We start from the raw sequence: 20,203 nt of genomic DNA, 5'->3' as shown, positions 1-20,203 counted from the left end.
TTGTGAGGTCCATGCCCCATTTCGTATAAGTGGATTCTGCCGCCGTTTCGTGGCATAAACGGTCGCATTACGGGAGGAGACCGTATGAGACATGCGATTGCATCCGTTGTGGCGCTGGGCCTGATGGCCACAGCCGGTTGGACCGAGGAGGCGGTCAAGAACCCCTTGACCGAAAGCCCGACCTGGCAGGACCTGCGCTATGACGTGCTGGGCGAGGCCACGCTGGAGGAGGCGGAGGGCCCGCTTGGCGTCGAGGCGCCATACCGTGCGCATGACGCCGCGACCGTGCCGGTGCATCTGAAGCAGACCGATCCGGACGCGCAGATCACGTCGGCCACGGTGGTGATTGACGAGAACCCTGCGCCCTTGGCGGGCGAATTCACGTTCGGCCCCGGAATGGGCCAGATCGATTTCGAGATGCGCGTCCGCGTGAACCAATATTCCAACGTGCGGGTGATCACCGAAACCGAGGACGGTCTTTACATGACCGGACGGTTCGTGAAGGCATCAGGTGGCTGTTCGGCCCCGGCCTCGAAAGACCCCGAGCAGGCGCTGGCGGGCATGGGCCGGATGAAGCTGCGCAGCTTTGGCGAGACGGCGGCGGTGTCCACGCCCCGGCGCGAGGCGCAGATCATGATCCGGCATCCGAATTATTCGGGGCTTCAGCGCGATCAAATCACGCAGCTGTTCATCCCGGCGCATTTCATCGACACGATCGAGGTGCGGCAGGGCGACGAGATGCTGTTCTCGATGACAGGGGGGATTTCGATTTCGGAAAACCCGTCATTCCGGTTTTTCTATAATGACAACGGCTCGACCGACCTGACGGTGAAGGCGACGGATACCGAGGGCAACGTGTTTGAAAGCACCTTGCCGAAATCGCTGGACGGCTGAGCGGCCACGCAGTCCGGAATTAAAAAGCGCGCACCGGCGGAACGGCGCGCGCTTTTTCATGTCAGCTAGGGCGAGGGCGCTGTCAGGCAGCGATCGTGATCTCCGGCTTTTTTGCCGGGCTAGACGCCTTGCCGAAAAACATGTCGTGCAGCGCCTTGATCGCTGGATCGCGGTCCTCTCGTTCGAGGATGAACTGCGTGTCGACGTGGCGCGGGCCCTGGGTGGCGCCGAGCGAGGCCATGCCGTTGTCGGCCAAGGCCTGCAGCCCGCGTTGCAGCGTGCTGAGCCCGTCGAGATCGCGTCCAATGACGGAGACCAGCGCAAGCTTGCGGTTGCGGATCTCGGACTGCGGGTATTTCTCCGCCAGGTCGTCGGCCACCTTGCGCATGGCTTTGACCGATGCGTCGACATAGTGCGTGATCGTGTTGGCGTTCGACGCTTTCGACACGATGCGCACGTCGTGGCGCGTCAACGCGTCGAGGATCGCCGCGTCATACCCTTTGACGCCGACCATGTCCTGTTCGAACACTTCCAGCGCGATGATGTCGAGGCCCGTGACCATCTCGACCGCCGGTGCGTCGGCGGGCTGGTCGTCGATGATCGTGCCGGGTTCGTCCGGCTCGAACGCGTTGGTGACGCGCAGGGGCACGCCGGCCTGGCGCAGTGTCTTGGCGGCGGAGGGGTGGATCGCCTCCATCCCGAGGTTCGCCATCTGGTCGGCCACGTCATAGTTGGTGTGCCCCAAGGTGCGCACGTTCTCGGCGCCGACCAGCTTGGGGTCGGCAGAGGAGAGGTGAAATTCCTTGTGGATGATCGCCTCGCGCGCGCCGGTGAGGGCGGCCATCTGCGAGAAGGTGACCTCGGAATAGCCGCGGTCGAATTCCTTCATCAGGCCCTCGCGGCATTGGGCATAGCCGGTGACGATGGGCATCTCGGTTGCCGCATCGACGCTGGCCATGGCGTTGTTGATGCGCTCGTCGAGCGTGACTTCGCCATCTTCGCGCCACCCGGTCAGATCCACGGCGCGGGCGTTGACACCGGCCCGCTTCAGGAGCAGCGCGGCCACATGGGCGCTGTGCGCCTCGCCCAAGCCCGACAGCAGTTCGCGGATGTGCATCAGGTGCGCGTTCAGGCGGAAATGGCCGTAGGAGCACAGGCGCTGCAGGTCGATCAGGCAGTTGCGTGCGCCCTCGATCCGCTCGTTCACGAATGCTGTGGCGTCGGAAATGTCGCCGGGGTGCTCGAGGACATCCTCGTGCGCCTTGATCATTGCGCGGCATGCCCTGGTCAGGGCATCGTGCCAGCCGTGATCGTCCTCGGCGTCGGCAAAGGCGGCATAGGCGCCGTCCTCGCCCGTCTTCTTGTGTTCCAGCAACATGTCGGTGATGCCGCCGAAGGCCGAAACCACGAAGATTCGGCCATATTGCGGCTCGCCCTTCTTGATGAACAGCGTGTCGCGCAGTTCGTGCAGGCGGGACATGGACGTCCCGCCGATTTTTTCCACTGTGTGGGTCATTGTCTTACGCCTCGACGATTTCGGGCGCCGCGTAAGAGCCATCTTCCTGATGGACCTCGTTGCCGGTGACCGGCGGGTTGAAGCAGCAGGCCATCACCAGCTCTTCGGTGGCGCGCAGGATGTGGCGGTCGTGCTTGTCCAGCGCGTACATGACGCCGGGCTTGATCTCGTGCGTCTCGCCGGTGGCGATGTCGGTGATCGAGCCGGTGCCTTGGACGCAATAGACGCTCTCGAAGTGGTTCTTGTACTCGAACGTGTGTTCGGAACCTGCCTCGAGAAATGTGATGTGGAACGAAAAACCCATATTGTCGTCGGCCAGCAGCATGCGCACGCTGGTCCAGTTGGCGTCCGACACGACACGGTCGGGTTCGTTCTGGGTGATCTCGTTGAAATCTCTGACAATCATTTCGGTTACTCCGCAGCGATGTTGTGGCCTTCGACGCAGGTCGAGGCGGCTTTTTCGAGGATGTCGAGGCCCTTTTCGAACAGCTCGACCGGAATGGTCAGCGGTGCGAGCACCTTGACCACCTCGTCGAAGCTCCCCGAGGTCTCGATGATGAGACCGTTGCGGAACGCTTCGCCGCAGATCTGCTCGGCCAGTTCGCCCGAGCCGACATCGACGCCGCGCATCATGCCGCGGCCCTTGAGCTTGGCGCCCGGCACCATGTCGGCGATGCGTTGCAGGCGGGTCTCGAGGATCTTGGCTTTCTCGGCGATCTCGTTTTTGAACGAGTCGTCCGACCAGAATTTTTCGAGCGCCACGCGCGCCGTGACAAAAGCGTGCGTGTTGCCACGGAAGGTCCCGTTGTGCTCGGCCGGTTTCCAGATGTCGAGGTCGCGGCGGATCAAGAGCGCGGCGAAGGGCAGGCCGAAGCCGGACAGTGATTTCGCCAGCGGGATCATGTCGGGTTCGACATCCATGTCGTCGAAGCTGAAGAAACTTCCGGCGCGGCCGATGCCGGCCTGAATGTCATCGACGATCAGCAGGCTTCCGTGCTTCTTGGCCAGGCGGCCCAGGCGTTCGACCCATTCCTTCGACGCGGCGTTGAGCCCGCCTTCGCCCTGCACCAGTTCCACCAGGAACGCGGCGGGTGCGACGACGCCCGATGAAGGATTGTCGAGCATCATCTCCATCTGGGCGATCGTGTCGACATCATCGCCGAACGCGCCTTCGTAGGGCATTCGGTTCACGTCGGGAAGCGACACGCCCCCGGCACCACCGCGCTTGCCGGCGTTGCCGGTCGCGGCGAGGGCGCCCATGGTCATGCCGTGAAAGCCGTTGGTGAAGGCGACGATGTCCCGGCGGCCTGTGACCTTGCGCGCGAGCTTCAGCGCGGACTCGACGGCGTTAGTGCCGGTCGGGCCGGTCATCATGATTTTGTGGTCCATGCCGCGCGGCTCGAGGATCAGTTTTTCGAAGGTCTCGAGGAACTGCGCCTTGGTGTCGGACATCATGTCGAGCCCGTGCGCGATGCCGTCATTCGAGATGTGCTCGAGCAGGGCCGCCTTCATGTCGGGATCGTTGTGACCGTAGTTCAACGAGGAACAGCCGGCCAAAAAGTCGATATAGGTGCGACCGTCCACATCGGTCATTTCGGCGCCGGATGCGGAGGTGAAGACCGTGTCGAACCCGCGGCAGTAGCTGCGAGCCTCGGATTCACGGCGCTCGAAAACAGGTTTATGCGAGGTATTCGTAGACATACGACCTCTCTTTCAATGACAGAATTTGAGGGGAAAGGGGTGGCGGCCCCGGGGTCAGGCCGCCTTGGCCAGCTCTTCAGCCAGCTTGATGGTTACGAGGTTCTCCGTCTTGCTTTGACCGTTGAAGTGCTCGTCCTTTTCATAATACGCCTCAGCCGACAGGTCGGTTCCGAACTCTTCGGCAAATTTCCGGAAGAGCGCCCAGGATGCCTTGTTGTCCGAAGTAATCGTCGTCTGGATCTTGTTCACGTCCTGACAGGCATCGCGTTGCAGCGCCTCTTTGAGCATCAGCGAGCCGAGGCCCATGCCGCGGGCGTCCTCGGACACGGCCACCTGCCAGATAAACAGCGTTTCAGGGTCGCTGGGAATGACGTGGCCCGACACCCAACCGACCGGCTTGCCGTCGATTTCGGCCAATACGCAGGTTTCTGCGAAATGGTCGCACTGGATCAGGTTGCAGTACATCGAGTTTTCGTCGAGCGGCTTGCAGGCACGCACCAACTCCCAGATCTCGGAGCCGTCGGTCGCCTCCGGCTCTCGAAGGGTGGGGATCGTTTCTTTTGCAAGGTCGCGGGGCATAGATTTTTTCTCCGATTTGCTTTGGCAAACAAAGTAGCACTGGCAGGGGGGAGCTTCAAGAGGCTAAGCAAATTTTTTGTTAGGCTAACTAATTTAAGCCTAAACCCCTTGAAAAAATAATGAAAAAACTTCGCCACGTGTGGCGTGGGGGAAGGCGCCTGCTTGGTCTAGCTAAGGACTAAGGGCTTCACAAGTGGGAGTTCAGGGTATATGTTTAGCTATCCAAACGAAACGCCAAAGGTAGGAATGGACCGCATCGATACTTCATTAGTCGCATTGAGACGCATTCTCCGCGCGACCGAACTGTTCGGCCGTGAGGTCAAGCAATCCGCCGGGGTGACCCCGGCCCAGTTCCGGGTCTTGCAGATCATAGGCGAGACCGGGCAGGCTACGGCGACCGCGATATCATCGCGAATGCGTGTGACGCAAGCGACCGTCACCTCGCTGGTGGACAAGCTGGTGGGCGAAGGCATGGTGCTGCGCGAGAAGTCGACGCAGGACCGGCGCCAGACCAATATCCACCTGACCGCGAAAGGGCGCGAGACGCTCGCCAAGGCGCCGGACCCGCTGCAACAGCGGTTCGTGCGCAAGTTCTCGGTCATGGAAGACTGGGAACAGGCGATGCTGGTGTCGAGCCTGGAGCGCGTGGCGGCGATGCTGGACGCGGACGAGTTCGACCTCGCGCCGGTGCTGGATTCGGGCGATTTCAAGCACTTGGGCGACGGCTGACTCGCCGGATTGCGGTGTCGCCGAACCCGCGCGGCAGACCAATTAGGTCCGGTTGGCGGTTTCCCAAATCTGCTCGATCTGCGTGGCCAACATCATCGGATCAACCGGCTTGGTGATGACGGAAAGGGCGCCCTTGTCGCGTAGCTGCTTGGAAAAGGAATCCTCGGCTTTCGCGGTCAGGAAAACCGTGGGAATATCGTCCAGGCCAGGCTGGGCCGTGACCGCGCGCCAGACGTCTTCGCCCGACATGTCGGGCATCATCACATCCAGTAACAGCATCTGAGGACTGACCGCGGCGGCGTTCGACACGGCCGCCTGTCCGCTGGAAAACTGGTGCACCTCGAAGGACCCGACGGTTTCCAGAGCCATCTTGATGATTACGCGGATGTCGTCGTCGTCATCCACATGCAGAATCGTTTTCAGTGGCTGTGACGTCACGCCTGTCTCCTTCTTAAAGCGGCTAGGAAAGCTCAAGATCTCGGTCATGCCTAGCCCGCTGCTGCGTCCGCAGTGTCGTGCGGATCGGTCCAGAGTACAAGGTGCGACGGTATACGGAACTGAAAAGTGCTGCCCTGGCCGACGACAGATCGGAAATCGACCGGATAATCGAGGCGTTCGGCGATCGCGGCCACGATGGCAAGGCCAAGCCCGGTGCCCGGACGTTTGCTGCCGTCGCCGGCGCGGGCCTGCGAGAACGGTTTGAAAAGCATTCGGTTCTGATCTTCGGAAATGCCGGGGCCATGGTCGGTTACGGAAATGACGATGCCGTCTTCGGTCTGGGTGATGCCTATTCGCACCGGCGCGCCCTTGGGCGAATACTTGATCGCGTTCGAGGTGAAGTTGGTTATGACCTGCGAGATACGCTCGGGGTTGCCTAGCACCATGGCGTTTCGCAGATCGGAACCGACGTCAAGCCGCACGTCGTTTTCCAAAGCCGCGCCGGCGATCATCTCGACAGTGTCGTTCACGCAGCTCACGACGTCCATTTCCGCGATGGAAAAGTCCATCTTGTTGCTGTTGATCTTTTCGAGGTCGAGGATGTCGTTGACGATCGAGAGCAGGCGGTCGGTGTTGCGCGCGGCGATGTCGACCACGTTTTGCGTCTTGGGGTCCAGCTCTGCCACAGCGCCGGCCTTGAGCAGTCGAAGCGCGCCGTGGATCGAGGTGAGCGGCGTGCGCAATTCATGGCTGACGGTCGAGACGGTCTGCACTTTTTCGAACTGAGAGCATTTACGGTCGGAGATGTCGCGCAGGATTGAGACGAAGAAGTCGCCTTCGTCGGCGGTGCGCACCATCCGTGTGGACACTTCGATCGGTCCGGTGAAATGTACCAGTTCCAGGGTGATGACGCTTTGCTCGCCACTGAGGAGGGGGGCGGCCGCGCGGAAAAAGGATTTGGTGTTGAATGTCGCGGCGGTATCGCTGATGCGTTTCTTGCGGGTCTCCTGGCGGGTCCAGCCGTGGCGGGCGCGGGCGGCCTCGTTCATGTAGCGGATGCGAAGGGTGTCGCTGGCATAGACGTAGACACCGTCCTGCAGGCTTTCGAGGATCGTTTCGAGAAACGACAGGTTGGTCATTGCGGCCTCGTCGGGACGCGGCGCGCCAATGTTGTCGCCTTTCTGAGGGTGTGCAATTGGTTGCATTGATGCCCTTTCATACCGTGCAAGAGAGCCAGCCCAGGAAACCGTAGATCGCGGGGGTGGTGTTCATTGGGCTGGATAATGGAAAACTTTAGGCAATTTCGTTAACTCCGAACGGGCCAGGCGCGTCACGCGGCCAGCTCGAGGTTTCGGGCGTGGAGGGGAAGAGTGATGGTAAAGCAGCTGCCGCGGCCCTGTTCGCTTTCGACCGAAATCGTGCCGCCATGCAGTTCAACGAGTTGGCGTGCAATCGCCAGCCCCAGTCCGGTGCCCGAATTGCGCCGCGTGACCGAGGTGTCGACCTGTACGAACTGCTTGAAGATAAGGTCAAGCTGATCGGCGGGAATGCCGCAGCCGGTGTCGCGCACGATGATCCGCACATTGGTTTCGTCATGGTCAGAAGACAGGTGGACGCCGCCGGTCTCGGTGAACTTGACGGCGTTGCCGACGATATTGATCAGCACTTGGCGCAGACGCTTGGCATCGGCGTTGACCGAAAGGGGAACGACATCCGAGGTCAGGGTGATCCCCTTTTCGGCTGCCCTGATTCCAAGGTCGGAGGTCACCGTGTTGACCATGTCTCCGAGATCGACTGGCGCGATGCAAAGTTCGACGGTGTTGGCCTCGAGCTTGGCCCGGTCGAGGACGTCGTTGATTAGCCCCAGAAGGTGATCGCTGGCGGTGGTGATCCGGCCGGACATGTTGGCGACGTCGCTGCGGAGCGTAGAGAGCGCCCGGGTGCATTCGTCCCGATCGGCACCGGTGCGCACGGCATTATCCAGCGCCTTGAAGCCGGGCAGAATATCGACGTTTTCCAGGAACCGTGCATAACCGATGACCGAAGTCAGCGGTGTGCGGAGTTCGTGGCTGATGATGTTGAGGAAATTGTTCTTGGCCCGGTTCGCGGCCTCGGCGCGTTCGCGGGCCTGTTTGAGTTCGGTGATGTCGACGCGGAACCCCACGGTGTTGCCATCGGGCGAGCGCGTTTCGGCCACCTTGAGCCAGCGGCCGTCACCCAACTTCTGCTCGATCGGTTCGGTCGGGTTGAAATGCTTGGCAAGCCGTTCCTCCAGCCAGGCGTCCTCGCGGCCGATGGCATCCTTGTACTGGCCTTTTTTCAGACCTTCCTTGAGGATGTTCTCGAAAGTGTTGCCGGGGTAGATCGCATCGCGCGAAAGCTCGTAGTAGGACAGGTATTTTTCATTGGCGAACACCAGACGGTCGAGCGGGTCGAACAAGGCGAACCCGTCCTCAATCGAGTTGATGGCCGAGCGCAGCTGGCTTTCGGCGGCACGCTTGGAGCGGTACATCATCCAGAGCGCCAGGAACATCGCGCCCAGAAAGCCGATTGAAAGAAAGCTGAGCGCCCAAACAAGGTTGCCGACCCGGACCGTTACGGGCCAGCCCGTTGCCGGAACAAGGCCGATTTGCCAGGTGCTGCCATCGGTGGGAACCTGACGCAAGACAGGCTGATGGTCGAAAGTTCCTGCCGAACCGTACAGCATTTTGACGGGGTTCAGGTCATCGCCCAGGCTGCGTATCGCGATATGGTAGGACATCATGCCGTGGCTTTGAGCAATCTCCTTCAGCAGGCGGTCCCGGTCGACGACGATTGAGACGATACCCGTTGCAATCTGCGACATATCGTTGGTGGTCGGCGCGTAATACGGGCTTCTCTGGACGAAGGCCTGCCCGCCCTGAACCAGATTGACCGGCCCCTGCAGCGACGTCTCGCCGGAGCGCAGAGTCCTGTCGACGCCGATGAATTGGCGCGGCACCAGGCGATAATCCAGACCGATCGCCGTTTCGTTGCCGGAGACGGGATAGACCTGTTCCAGGATGTAGCCGCGCGAGCGCCCGACCAGGAGGATCGAAGGGGTCGTCGATATGAGCGGCGCGACCAGGGCGCCGAATTCCTTCTGGGTGATATCGGGCCTTTGTTCGAGCGCATGGCGGATGGCGCGGGCGATGACGTCGACCTTGGTCAGTTCGCGCTGCAAGGCGCTTGCGATGGCATCTGCGTCCCCGTGCGCTTCCTCCTGGACGGCTTGCCGGGCCATGTTCAGCAGGTTCTCATTGATCTTGGTGGCCAAAAGGGAGGTCAGCGCGAGAACAAGCACGACCGTGAGACTTGCCACGATCGCGGTCACGCGACGTTTGCAGAAACTTCTGAGTTTTTCGAGTCTTCCAGCCACTCCAAGTGCCCCTTCTTCGGTGGTTGTGCGCGCCTGCAGGGCCCTGGGGTACCCTGTGGCTGTGCTGCTCAATCAGTCGTCGGTCAGGTGATCTTCGAGCAGGTCGAGAAAGTCCTCGACCCGGCGGTTCAGTTCCTTTTGTTCGTCCGGTGACAATGGCCGGCCTTCGATCCTGCCCACATGCTCTTCCAGGGCGCGGGCCTGCGCCGAGACGGCGTTGAGACCCAGACTTCCGGCGACGCCGCATATGCGGTGTGCTTCGAATTTCAGGCTTTCGAGCGCCGCCCGCGTGTCGGAGGCGACATCCAGGCGGGCGGACTCGATCCGGCAGATACGCGCATCGAGGCCGGCGCAGAAATCTCGGCGCATCCCCTCGAGGGCATCTTCGATTGTGGACCGCGCGACGTGGCTGCCCGGCGTGGAACGGGCCGGCGCGGTCATGCGATTGCCCGCAACTGGCCCGCCTCACCGGCCCGTTCGGGCGCGCGGGCGGCGCGGCGAGCGCGCGCGATGAGGGTAGTCGGGCACTGCGTGCGGAAGAGGCCGGTGCGGACAGGGGCGCCGATATCGATTTGCGGCAGCGTCATGTCGATGGCCGAAAAGCGCAGGCGCAGGGCTTCGATTTCGTGCGCGAGATTTTCCTCGATCAGGGCCGTGTCGACATGCGGCCGGTCGATCAGAAGCGCCACGATATCTCCGTTGCCGGGACAGGTCAGCATGTGCGGATAGGCCGACAGAGCCCGCGATATGGCCTGCGCCATGTCGCCGATCAGCACGGCGTAGTAGGTCGGGTCCATCTTGTGGAAATACCGCTCGGCCTGCGGCAGGCTAAAGCCGATCGCGGAGGATTGGCGCAGACGGATGTTGCCCTGCTTGAGAAGGAAGTTCTCCATCGACATCAAGCTGACGGCGCCGGGGACATCTTCGAGAATGATCTCGCCGCCGAAATCGGCGGAGGGGAACAGGATCGCCTCCTGTTTCAGCACATGTTCGTGTAGCAGGCGGGCCTGCGCACGTTCGGCCAGTATGTTGCGGGCCATCTCGAGACGGATCTTGAGTTCGACCATCTCCAGCGGCTTGGTGATGTAGTCGTTCGCACCTGCCATGAAGGCGGCGTCGATCGACGCCTTGTCGGTCAGGGCCGAGAGCATCACGATGGGCGTTGCCTGATGATGCGGAAGAGCGCGCAGGCGGCGGACCAGTTCGATGCCGTCCATCGGCATCATGCGAATATCGACGATGAAGCATTCGACCGGTCTGGTCCGGGAAGCTGCGATATCGAGGGCGTCCTGACCGGTGAAGGCGGTATCGACGTTTGTATAGCCGAGCTGGTCTAGCCGCGTCTTCAGCAGATCGCAGAAGATCGGCTCGTCATCTATCGCAAGAATACGCATTGTCACTCATTCCCAGTCGTTGTCTGCTCGCGTTCCGATTGTTCCTAACCAATTCGGGCAAAAGTTTGGCACATTCACGGAGAAAGATGATTTTTCTTAAACTTTTCGCGTTTAAGTGGCGTATAGGACTCACCTGTCCGCGGTTCACATCCCGGGCGTGTCGCCCGCCGCGACGAGCGCGATTTCGCCGGTCCAGCTCTGGCGCAGATGGGTCGCCGCCTGCCAGGCGCGCAGGCCGGAGCGGCAGGCGAAGACGGCGCGGGCCCCGTCGGGTGGCATGAGGCCGGGTCCGTTTCTGAATGCGTCGAGACCGATGCGCCGCGCGTGGGACGAGATCGGTACGGGCGCCTCGTCCGCAGCGCGCAGGTCGACCACGAGATCGCTGGCGGTGATCTGGCTGGCGGCGATGAAACGCAGATCGGCGGCGGGCTCAGGCGCCGCGTCGAAGCGAAAGCTGCTGCTGCGATAGGTCTGCATGTCGATCGTCAGGACCTGGCCCAGCGGCGAGGGGGACTGGCCGGTCAGGCAGGCCAGCGCCATCTGCGCCTGCGCCGCGCCGATCATGCCCACGACCGGCCCCATCACGCCCGCCGTGGCGCAGCTGGCGGCGCGGTCGGGCAAATCGGGGAAGACGGCGCGCAGCGAGGGCGCGGTGCCGCAGAACCCGCCCGTGTAGCCCGCCACGCCCAGCACCGAGGCGCTGATCAGCGGCACGCCCGCGGCCAGACAGGCGTCGGACAGGATGTAGCTGACGGCGAAACTGTCGGCGCAGTCCAGGACCAGCGTGGAGTGCGCCACGAGCTTTGGAGCATTGGCCGGGTCGAGGGGGGCGACGACACTTTCGATGGTGCAGTCGGCGTTGAGGGCGCGCAGGGTTTCGGCGGCGGCCTCGACCTTGGGGCAGTCGATGTCGGCTTCGCGGAAGAGCGTCTGGCGATGCAGGTTCGACAGCGACACGAAATCGCCATCCACGAGTGTCAGCCGTCCGATGCCCGCGCCGACAAGGTATTGCAGCGCCGGCGCTGCGAGCCCGCCCGCGCCGACAACCAGCACATGCGCGTTACGGATCGCGGCCTGTCCGGGCTCGCCCATCGCGGGCAGGCAGGTCTGGCGAGCGTAGCGGTTCATCGGATTGCCTTCAGCCATTCGCGGACGCGGGTCTCGGGGCTGTCGTTGAGGGTGATGTCGGTGACGGCGGCGACCACGTCGGCGCCTGCCGCGAAGGCGCCGGCCGCGCGATCCACCGACATGCCGCCGATGGCGATGAGCGGCAGGTCTCCGATCAGGCCACGCCATTGCGTCAGCCGGTCGAGCCCCTGTTCATGCCATTTCATCTTTTTCAGGATGGTCGGATAGATCGGGCCCAGGGCGATGTAGTCGGGCGTCAGCGCCAGGGCGCGTTCGAGTTCCGCCTTGTCGTGGGTGCTGATGCCGAGGCGCAGGCCGGCCTTGCGGATCTCCGATATGTCGGCGGTATCAAGATCTTCCTGCCCGAGGTGGATGTAGGCGCAGCTGGTCTGGATGGCCTCTTGCCAGTGATCGTTGACGATCAGGGTGCAGTCGTGCGCATCGCAGACCGCCTTGGAGCGCAGGATATGATCGCGCAGTATGTCGGGGGCTGCGTCCTTCACGCGCAGCTGCACCAGCTTGATTCCCAGCGGGACCAGCCGTTCGATCCAGTCGGCGCCGTCGAATATGGGATAGAAACGGTCGAGCGTCATTCGAGGAAGGCCTTGCCGATCACGGGGGTCGAGGGAGCGGCCATGTCGCGCGGCTCCATCGGGTCGGCGGATCGGGCGAGTTTGCCGGCCTTGAGGGCCAGGGCGAAGGCTTCGGCCATCGCCGCCGGGTCGCCCGCCTTGGCGACAGCGGTGTTGAGCAGGATCGCGTCATAGCCCAGTTCCATCGCCGCCGCGGCCTGCGAGGGCAGGCCAAGCCCTGCGTCGATCACCAGCGGCACGTTCGGGAAGTGCGCCCGTAGCGCGCGCAGGCCGAAGATGTTGTTCAGGCCCAGCCCCGAGCCAATGGGCGAGCCCCAGGGCATCAGCACCTCGCAGCCCACATGCAGCAGGCGGTCGGCGACGACGAGATCCTCGGTGGTGTAGGGAAAGACCTGAAAGCCGTCCTCGGTCAGGATGCGCGCGGCCTCGACCAGGCCGAAGACATCGGGTTGCAGGGTGTCTTCCTCGCCGATGACCTCGAGCTTGATCCAGGGCGTCTCGAACACTTCGCGGGCCATGTGCGCGGTGGTCACGGCCTCCTTCACGCTGTGACACCCGGCGGTATTGGGCAGGATATGCACGCCCAACTCGCGGATCAGGTTCCAGAAGTCCTGTCCGGCGCGGTCCTGCCCGCTTTCGCGGCGCAGCGATACGGTGGCCACGCTGGCGCCGCTGCGCCGGAACGCCTCGGCCAGGATGGCCGGCGAGGGGTATTGCGCGGTACCCAACATGAAACCGTTGGCGAGCGGGGTGCCGTAGAAGTCGCGCATCGCTCAGCCGCCCTGCATCGGGGCCAGAACCTCGATGCTGTCGCCGTCGGCAAGGGCATGGGCGGGGCGCAGGGTCGCGGGCACGAAGGTGCCGTTGACGGCGGTGGCCACCTTGGCGTCGCCGTAGCCCTGTGCCGTCAGAAGCTCGGCAAGTGTGGCGACCTCGGCGTCAACTTGCGTGCCGTTAAGCTGCAATCTCATCGGAAACCTCCGGTGTCTTGTCGTAAAGGATCAGGTCCGTGACCATCCGCGCCAGCGCGGGGGCGAGCAGGAAGCCGTGACGATAAAGCCCGTTGGCCCGGATCAGGTTGCCGTCGCGGCGGATGCGCGGCAGGTTGTCGGGAAAGGCGGGGCGGTTGTCGACGCCGATCTCGACCACCTCTGCCTCGCCGAAGGCCGGGTTGAGCGCGTAGGCGGTGCTGAGCAGTTCCAGCATGGCGCGGGCGGTGACGTGGCGACCGGCGCGGCCCTCGACCATCGTGGCGCCCAGCATGAACATCCCGTCGCCGCGCGGCACGATGTAGATCGGCACGCGGGGGTGCAGCATGCGGATGGGGCGCGAGAGCGTGACGTCGGGACACGACAGGATCAGCATCTCGCCCTTGACACCGCGCAGGTCCGGCAGCGTGTCGCGGGCGGCAAAGCCGCGGCAGTCGATGGTCAGGCCGTGCATGGCGCAGGCGTCGGGATCGGCCTCGTCCTGCCGGAAAGTGGCGCCATCGGCGACAAGGCTTTCGTGCAGGCGGATCAGTGCGGCGCGGGGGGCCAGATGCGCTTCGGTCTCGAAATAGAGCCCGCGGGTGAAGCGGGTACCGAGGTCGGGTTCCAGCGCGGCGATCTCTGGCCCCGTGACGGAGCGGTGGCCTGTCGTCAGCCGGGCAAACCGGGCGAGGTCGGCCTTGTCGCGGCCGGGCGAGACCACCAGCGAGCCGTGCTGTTGCACGCTTCCTGTCTGCGCCTGCCACCAGTCGGCGGCTTCGGCGCCGAGGCGGATGACGGGTTCTTCGGCGCTTTCACCTTCGCAATAAGGGGCCAGCATGCCACCCGCCCACCAGGAACAGGCGTGGGGGCCCGGCGCGGCGTGGCGGTCGATCAGGGTCACCGCCGCGCCGCGATCCAGCAGGGTGCGGGCCACGCAGAGGCCGGCGACACCGGCGCCTATGACGGTCACGGGCGTCATGCCGGGGCGTCCGATGCGCGTGCGGTCACGGGTATTATCACTGGCGCGTCTCCAGGTCTGGGGGCGTGCCAACGCGAGAATGAGCCTGTGCTATGGTCGCACACTCTACCCGTTCCCTACGCCGGTATTGCCCGGATCAGGTTCGACGGGTCGGCGCATGCACCTCTCAGCCCTTGCGGGCCCCCCGACGGATGAATTTTGCAGCGCCGGGCCGGGATGGCACGTGGCGCGTCGTGTTTGCCACATACATAATTCGGCTGCACGCCTGCTGCAACGCCTGATGCAAAGGCCAACTGCATTCGGTGGGTTGCAGGCCGGTGGTCGCGTGGCGGCTGGTGGCATTGCGCCGCCGCCGGGCCGGCCGATTTCCGCCCCCAGCCTTGACGTTCGGTCCGTTGGGGGCGTTATTCTGCAAGAGGTTTCATGGAGGGTGATGTCGTGACAGGTGCACGCGGTTTTTACAGTCTTCGACCCGGGACCATCGCCCGGGTCTGCGCAGTTCTGCTGCTTGGGGCGGGTGGTGCAGCGGGCCAGACGCAAGGGACCGATCCGCTGCCCGAGCCTTTGCCGGAGCCGCCCGCAACGACCGCCACGCCGCTGGACGACGCAGGCGCGGCGCAAGGCGACGCCGGCATCGAGGCGGACCGCACCGACCCGGACGCGACGGGGGCCGCGGAGAGCGAGGACCGCGAAACCGCAGCGCCGTCGGCTGACGCAGACGTGCTGCCGGCGCCGATGGTCACGCGGTCCGAACCTGCGCCTCCGCTTCGGGACCAGATCGCAACCTGTTACCCGGGCGATGCGGAGGCGTCGGGCGGAGAGAGCGTCACCATCAGCTTCGTTCTGGACAGTGCGGGCCTGCTTTTGGGCATTCCCAACCATGTCGGCGACGAAGCGCAGTCGGCGGTGCAACGGCGGCTGTTTCTCGATGCCGTGGTGGCGCTGGAAGAGTGCGCGCCCTATTCCGTCAGCGGGTCCAAGACGACCTATGAGGCGATGTTCACGCCCGGAACCGTTTCCGCGGTCAACATCGTCGACTCGGCACCGTTGGTGACGGAGCCGGAGGTGATGGGAACCGCGCGCGCGAACCCGTCGGCGGTTGCGACCGAGGAGATCGAAGACGCGCTGGATCTGTCGCGCGGTGAGCGCCGGGAGGTCCAGAACCGCCTGCGCCTGGTGGCGCATGATCCGGGCGGGGCGGACGGTGTCTTTGGGCCGAATACCCGCACGGCGATTTCGTCGTGGCAGACGGAACGCGGGTTTCCGGCCAGCGGGTATCTCGACGATGTGCAATTGTCCGCCCTGCGCGAGCAGAGCGAAACCGAGTACCAGGCGTTTTTGGAAACCCAGCCCGAGCCGAGGAGCGAGCCCGAGCGGAATGCCGAGCGCGTGCGGGTCTGCAAGCGCGGTGTGTTCGGGGTGCTTTACGATTGCCGCTTTGTCTGGCGCTAGGAGCTAGCGGTCGAGGCATCCGACGCCCGGGAAGCGGGACCAAAGCCGTGCGGCGCGCAAGCGCGCTGGAAAAAGCAGCAGGCGCGTTGCCCGGGGCGGGAACCTATCGTGAGCACCGGCGTTGTATCTGCGATACAAAAAGGCCGAAGATGCATCACCGACAATCTGCAAGTTCTTCTACTCCGGTCGTGCCCCGCGGGTCGTGTGGCGTGGATCGTGCGCAAGGCCGTTTGCGAAGGCATGTTCCGTGAGCCGCAGCCTTCAGACTCCGACCAACCATCCACTGACTGACGTGATAAGCCGAATTCGGTCCGTGGCGGACCGGCCCGAGGTTTCTGTCGGTACGATCCTGGAGGCCGCGGGCCAGGCCGGGGTGCTGCCGCTGATTTTCGTGCCGGCGCTGATCGCGGCGACGCCGCTTTCTGGGATTCCGGGTGTCTCGATGGTGTGCGGCGTGCTGATCGCGCTGTTCTCCGCCGAGTTGATTCTGGGGATGAAGGAATTCTACCTGCCGGACCGCTTGAAGCGAAAGACCATCGACGGGGACAAGCTTGATCACGCCATGAAGCGGATCACGCCGGTGATGCAATGGATCGAGCGCCATACCGGCCAGCGCCTGTCCTTCCTGTTTCACCGCCCGCTGCTGTGGGTGCCGCAGGGGATTTGCCTGCTGAGCGGGATGGCCATGCCGTTTCTGGAATTCATCCCCTTTTCGGGGTCGGTCGCGGCCACGGGCGTGTGTCTGCTGGTGATGGCGATGCTTACCCGCGACGGTGTGGTCTTCGTGCTGGCGCTGCTGCCCTACGCGGTGGGCGCGTGGCTTCTGGTGCGGTTCCTGCTGTGAGGGGGCCGGCCGTCGTCCTGCTGCCGCTTTTCGTGCTGTGTTCCTGTGACGGGCCGCAATCGGTGCTGGACCCGGCGGGGCGCGATGCCGAAGTGCTGGCGACGCTGTTCTGGGTGATGCTGGCCGGAGCGGTGGTGTTGTGGGTGGCGCTGAACGGGCTGATCCATTTCGTGACCAGGATTGCGCCGCGCCCGCTGAACGCCCGCGCCGCCGAGGCGCTGATCATCGGCGGCGGCGTGGTGGTGCCGGTGATCTTGCTGTCGATCCTTCTGGCTTATGCGCTGAACGATATGCCCAGACAAAGAGACAAGGGCGAGGGGCTGCGCGTGGAGGTGACGGGCCATCAGTTCTGGTGGCGCGTGGCCTATTGGCCGGAAGGCGCGGAGACGCCTATCGTGACGGCCAACGAGGTGCGGCTGCCAACAGGTCAGCGCAGCGAGATCACGCTGAACGCCGAGCGGGTGATACACTCGTTCTGGATACCCGCACTGGGGGGCAAGACCGACATGATCCCCGGGCGCGAGACGCGGATGTCGCTGGAGCCGACGAGACCGGGTGAATACCGCGGGCAATGCACCGAGTTCTGCGGCGAAAGTCATGCGTACATGGCGTTCGGCGCGGTGGTGATGGAGCCCGAGGCGTTCGAGGAGTGGTTGGAGCGGGAGGCGGCGCCGGCGGTCGAGCCGGCGACCGAGAAAGCGCGGCGCGGTGCGGCGTTGTTCCTGTCGGAGGGTTGTGGCGGTTGTCACGCCGTCAGGGGAACAGCGGCCGAAGGGCAGGTGGGTCCGGACCTGACCCACCTTGCGTCGCGGGTATCGCTGGCGGCGGGCATCCTGCCGATGACCGAAGACGCGCTGCGCAACTGGGTGCGTGATCCGGCAGAGTTCAAGCCCGGTGTCGAGATGCCGGGATATGACCACCTGTCGGAGGACGAACTGTCGTCGATGGCGGCCTATCTTGGGGGACTGGAATGAGCGAGACGAACACCCTCCGAGATTCCGCGCGACATGGCGATGGCGGCAAGGTTTTCGACGCCGGACCCGAGGGCACCTATCCGCCGACCGAGGAGATGCTGGACGCGCCGGTCGACCCGGAGGTGAAAGCAAGGCGCGAGGCCGAGCTTCGCAAAGCCTGGGAGACGCCGAAGGGCTGGCGCTACTGGTCGGCGGTGAACAATACCGAAGTGGGGGTCTGGTATTCGCTGACGGCCTTCTTCTTCATGCTCTGCGCAGGTGTATTGGCGCTCTTGATGCGCATCCAGCTGGCAGTGCCGGACAACGATTTCCTGAGCGCCGACCGTTTCAACCAGTTCTTCACCATGCACGGCTCGGCGATGATGTTCCTTTTCGCCGTGCCGATGTTCGAGGCGGTTTCGATCCTGATCCTGCCCGCGTTCCTGGGGGCGCGGGACATGCCGTTTCCGCGTCTGTCGGCCTATGGCTACTGGTCGTTCCTGATCGGCGGAATCTTCGTGCTGGGCTCGATCCTGTTCAATGTCGCGCCCAGTTCGGGCTGGTTCATGTATCCGCCGCTGGCCACCGAGCAGGAGGGCATCGGGCCGGACATCTGGCTGTTGGGACTGTCCTTCATCGAGGTCGCGTCCATCGCGGCGGCGGTGGAGCTGATCGTGGGAACGATCAAGTGCCGCCCGCCGGGAATGCGCATCAACCTGATGCCGCTTTACGCGTGGTACGTCTTGGTCGTGGGCGTGATGATCCTCTTCGCCTTTCCGCCGCTCATCGCGGGGGATTTTCTGTTCGAGCTGCAACGCTCGATGGACTGGCCGTTCTTCGATCCCGACCGGGGCGGCGACCCCCTCTTGTGGCAGCACCTGTTCTGGATCTTCGGGCATCCGGAGGTTTACATCGTCTTCCTGCCGTCCATCGCCATCGCCGCGATGATCGTGCCCACGGCGGCGCAGCGGCCCATGGTGGGGTATTCGTGGATCGTGCTGTCGGCGGTGGGCGTTGGGTTCCTGAGCTTCGGCCTGTGGGTACACCACATGTTCACCACCGGGCTGCCGTCTCTGTCGCTGGGCTTCTTCTCGGCGGCGTCCGAGGCGGTTGTGATCCCGACCGGTGTGCAGATCTTCGCCTTCGTCGCCACACTGATGGTGGGCCGGGTGACGATGAGCCAGCCGATGCTGTGGATCGCGGGGGCGCTGGCGATCTTCACGGCAGGCGGGTTGACCGGGGTGATGGTGGCCATCGCGCCCTTCGACTGGCAGGTGCATGACACGTATTTCGTCGTGGCGCACCTGCATTACACGCTCTTTGGCGGCATGGTCTTTCCGATCATCGGAGGGATCTATTACTTCTATCCGTTCATCACCAAGAAAAAAATGTCGGACCGGCTGAGCAAATGGGCCTTCTGGCTGACCTTCTCGGGCTTCAATATCTGCTTCCTGCCGATGCACCTGACCGGCTTGCAGGGGATGCCGAGGCGGGTGTTCACCTATCCGGAATCCGCCGGGTGGGACGTGCTGAACATGGTGTCGACACTGGGCAGCTTCATCTTGGCGGCGGGCATCCTCGTCTTTGCGTGGGACCTTTTGCGCCCCAAGAGCAAGCAGCCGCTGACCGAGCGAAACCCGTGGAACGCGGGCACGCTGGAATGGTCGCATGACGTCCCCGAGGAGGCGTGGGGCGTGCGGTCGGTGCCTTATATCGCCTCGCGCTATCCGCTGTGGGAGCAACCGAAGTTCCTGGAGCGTTTCGATGACGGCAAGTTCTACATCGCCGACGCGCCGGAGGGGAGGCGCGAGACAATCGTGACCTCGGCGGTGGATGCGGTGCCGCAGGCGGTGGTGCAGGTCACCGGGCCGGCCTGGGTCACGCTGTGGGCGGCGGCGTTCACCGGCGGGGCGTTCATTCTGCCGGTCTTCAAGTTCTACTGGCTGTCGGCCTTTTCCGGCGCCTGTGCGGTGGCCTGCGTGATCTACTGGCTGTGGACCTCGACCGCGCAGGTGCCGAAAGACCCGATGCGGGACGCGGGCCTGGGCCTTCGCCTGCCGGTCTACGTGACCGGGCCCAAGGCGCCGGGGTGGTGGGCGGTGTTCATCACCATGCTGGGTGATGCGACGGCTTTTGCCAGCCTTGTCTTCGGCGTGTTCTTTTTCTGGACCGCGCGGCCGGATTTCCCGCCCGAGGGCGCGGCGCTGCCCGACATGATGTGGGCGCTGTCGGCCATGTTGGCCTACGTGGTTGCGTGGGGCGCGACGGTGGCGGCGCGAGAACTGAACCGGGGCGGGCGACAGGGCGTGGCACGCTGGTGTATCGTCGGTGCCGTGCTGGCGACCTGCGCGGCGCTGGGCGGCATGTGGCTGGCGATTGTGATGCCGGGGCTGCAACCCGAGACGCACGCCTTCCCGGCGGTGATGTACGCGCTGACGGTTTGGACCTCGGCGCATTGCGTGCTGGCGATCGTGATGCTGCTCTATTGCCTGGCGGGCAGCGTGCTCGGCAAGCTGACGCAGCTGTATGATGCCGATCTGCGCAACACGACGCTGTTCTGGCATTTCATGTGCCTTAGCGGCGTGATCACCACGCTGCTGGTCGGCGTGGCCCCGAGGCTGATGTGAGGCGGAAA

At 63.9% G+C, this 20,203-nt stretch carries 20 protein-coding genes and 1 riboswitch; of the genes, 6 read left to right on the top strand and 14 right to left on the bottom strand.

Annotation, left to right across the window (positions count from 1 at the left end; translation table 11 throughout):
• Positions 1-84: 84 nt before the first annotated feature.
• Positions 85-894 carry a quinoprotein dehydrogenase-associated SoxYZ-like carrier gene (locus RBB31_RS09910; RefSeq protein ID WP_306129124.1) on the top strand — a complete coding sequence of 270 codons (810 nt, stop codon included), beginning with the start codon at positions 85-87 and terminating at the stop codon, positions 892-894.
• A gap of 82 nt (positions 895-976) precedes the next feature.
• On the opposite strand, the gene RBB31_RS09905 is transcribed toward RBB31_RS09910, so the two are convergent.
• From RBB31_RS09905 to ectA, 4 genes are read right to left on the bottom strand one after another with little or no spacing between them, the layout of a single operon-like run.
• Complete coding sequence (locus RBB31_RS09905) at positions 977-2,410, bottom strand: aspartate kinase (RefSeq protein WP_306129123.1); 1,434 nt, start codon at positions 2,408-2,410, stop codon at positions 977-979.
• Positions 2,411-2,414: 4 nt separating this feature from the next.
• Positions 2,415-2,816 carry an ectoine synthase gene (locus RBB31_RS09900; RefSeq protein ID WP_306129122.1) on the bottom strand — a complete coding sequence of 134 codons (402 nt, stop codon included), beginning with the start codon at positions 2,814-2,816 and terminating at the stop codon, positions 2,415-2,417.
• A 5-nt stretch (positions 2,817-2,821) separates the two neighbouring features.
• Positions 2,822-4,111 (bottom strand): diaminobutyrate--2-oxoglutarate transaminase, encoded by a 1,290-nt coding sequence (ectB, locus tag RBB31_RS09895; protein ID WP_306129121.1) that lies wholly within the window; start codon positions 4,109-4,111, stop codon positions 2,822-2,824.
• Between the two features lie 54 nt (positions 4,112-4,165).
• On the bottom strand, positions 4,166-4,690 hold the full coding sequence (gene ectA / locus RBB31_RS09890) for a diaminobutyrate acetyltransferase (RefSeq protein WP_306129120.1): 525 nt from the start codon (positions 4,688-4,690) through the stop codon (positions 4,166-4,168).
• A 246-nt stretch (positions 4,691-4,936) separates the two neighbouring features.
• On the opposite strand from ectA, the gene RBB31_RS09885 reads away from it, so the two are divergent.
• Entirely contained in the window at positions 4,937-5,419 is a 483-nt protein-coding gene (locus RBB31_RS09885; protein ID WP_306129119.1) for a MarR family winged helix-turn-helix transcriptional regulator, read from the top strand.
• 42 nt (positions 5,420-5,461) lie between these two features.
• On the opposite strand, the gene RBB31_RS09880 is transcribed toward RBB31_RS09885, so the two are convergent.
• From RBB31_RS09880 to RBB31_RS09835, 10 genes are all read right to left on the bottom strand, one after another.
• Positions 5,462-5,905, bottom strand: a complete 444-nt coding sequence (locus RBB31_RS09880) for a response regulator (RefSeq protein ID WP_306129118.1) — start codon at positions 5,903-5,905, stop codon at positions 5,462-5,464.
• A 2-nt stretch (positions 5,906-5,907) separates the two neighbouring features.
• The gene (locus tag RBB31_RS09875) at positions 5,908-7,062 is read right to left on the bottom strand and encodes a cell wall metabolism sensor histidine kinase WalK (protein WP_306129117.1); all 1,155 of its coding nucleotides are present in this window, start codon (positions 7,060-7,062) and stop codon (positions 5,908-5,910) included.
• Positions 7,063-7,187: 125 nt separating this feature from the next.
• Entirely contained in the window at positions 7,188-9,197 is a 2,010-nt protein-coding gene (locus RBB31_RS09870) for an ATP-binding protein (RefSeq protein ID WP_306129116.1), read from the bottom strand.
• A gap of 129 nt (positions 9,198-9,326) precedes the next feature.
• Positions 9,327-9,695, bottom strand: a complete 369-nt coding sequence (locus RBB31_RS09865; RefSeq protein WP_306129115.1) for an Hpt domain-containing protein — start codon at positions 9,693-9,695, stop codon at positions 9,327-9,329.
• Entirely contained in the window at positions 9,692-10,648 is a 957-nt protein-coding gene (locus RBB31_RS09860) for a PleD family two-component system response regulator (protein ID WP_306129114.1), read from the bottom strand. Before RBB31_RS09860 ends, RBB31_RS09865 begins: the two co-directional genes overlap by 4 nt.
• Before the next feature lie 144 nt (positions 10,649-10,792).
• A complete protein-coding gene (locus tag RBB31_RS09855) occupies positions 10,793-11,776 on the bottom strand; it encodes a HesA/MoeB/ThiF family protein (protein WP_306129113.1) in 984 nt (327 codons plus the stop codon).
• Positions 11,773-12,369 (bottom strand): thiamine phosphate synthase, encoded by a 597-nt coding sequence (locus RBB31_RS09850; protein WP_306129112.1) that lies wholly within the window; start codon positions 12,367-12,369, stop codon positions 11,773-11,775. The genes RBB31_RS09855 and RBB31_RS09850 overlap by 4 nt, the downstream gene beginning before the upstream one ends.
• A complete protein-coding gene (locus RBB31_RS09845) occupies positions 12,366-13,139 on the bottom strand; it encodes a thiazole synthase (protein WP_306129111.1) in 774 nt (257 codons plus the stop codon). The genes RBB31_RS09850 and RBB31_RS09845 overlap by 4 nt, the downstream gene beginning before the upstream one ends.
• Before the next feature lie 3 nt (positions 13,140-13,142).
• Positions 13,143-13,340, bottom strand: coding sequence for a sulfur carrier protein ThiS (gene thiS, locus RBB31_RS09840; RefSeq protein ID WP_306129110.1), 198 nt, complete (start codon positions 13,338-13,340; stop codon positions 13,143-13,145).
• Positions 13,324-14,319 (bottom strand): FAD-dependent oxidoreductase, encoded by a 996-nt coding sequence (locus RBB31_RS09835; protein ID WP_306129109.1) that lies wholly within the window; start codon positions 14,317-14,319, stop codon positions 13,324-13,326. Before RBB31_RS09835 ends, thiS begins: the two co-directional genes overlap by 17 nt.
• Positions 14,320-14,415: 96 nt before the next feature.
• A riboswitch (TPP riboswitch) is annotated at positions 14,416-14,516 on the bottom strand.
• Between the two features lie 241 nt (positions 14,517-14,757).
• Between RBB31_RS09835 and RBB31_RS09830 the strand changes: the two genes are divergently transcribed.
• The 4 genes from RBB31_RS09830 to ctaD all read left to right on the top strand — a co-directional run bounded on the left by RBB31_RS09830 (position 14,758) and on the right by ctaD (position 20,195).
• Entirely contained in the window at positions 14,758-15,771 is a 1,014-nt protein-coding gene (locus RBB31_RS09830; protein WP_306129108.1) for a peptidoglycan-binding protein, read from the top strand.
• Positions 15,772-16,018: 247 nt separating this feature from the next.
• Positions 16,019-16,615, top strand: coding sequence for an exopolysaccharide biosynthesis protein (locus RBB31_RS09825; protein WP_306129107.1), 597 nt, complete (start codon positions 16,019-16,021; stop codon positions 16,613-16,615).
• Positions 16,612-17,589: a cytochrome c oxidase subunit II gene (gene coxB / locus RBB31_RS09820; protein ID WP_306129106.1), complete on the top strand. Its 978-nt coding sequence runs from the start codon at positions 16,612-16,614 to the stop codon at positions 17,587-17,589. Before RBB31_RS09825 ends, coxB begins: the two co-directional genes overlap by 4 nt.
• A gap of 95 nt (positions 17,590-17,684) precedes the next feature.
• On the top strand, positions 17,685-20,195 hold the full coding sequence (gene ctaD, locus RBB31_RS09815) for a cytochrome c oxidase subunit I (RefSeq protein WP_306129162.1): 2,511 nt from the start codon (positions 17,685-17,687) through the stop codon (positions 20,193-20,195).
• Positions 20,196-20,203: the final 8 nt, after the last annotated feature.

Source organism: Roseovarius sp. MMSF_3350, assembly GCF_030733425.1.
Taxonomy (GTDB): domain Bacteria; phylum Pseudomonadota; class Alphaproteobacteria; order Rhodobacterales; family Rhodobacteraceae; genus Roseovarius.
This window is presented reverse-complemented; position numbering and strand designations above follow the sequence as displayed.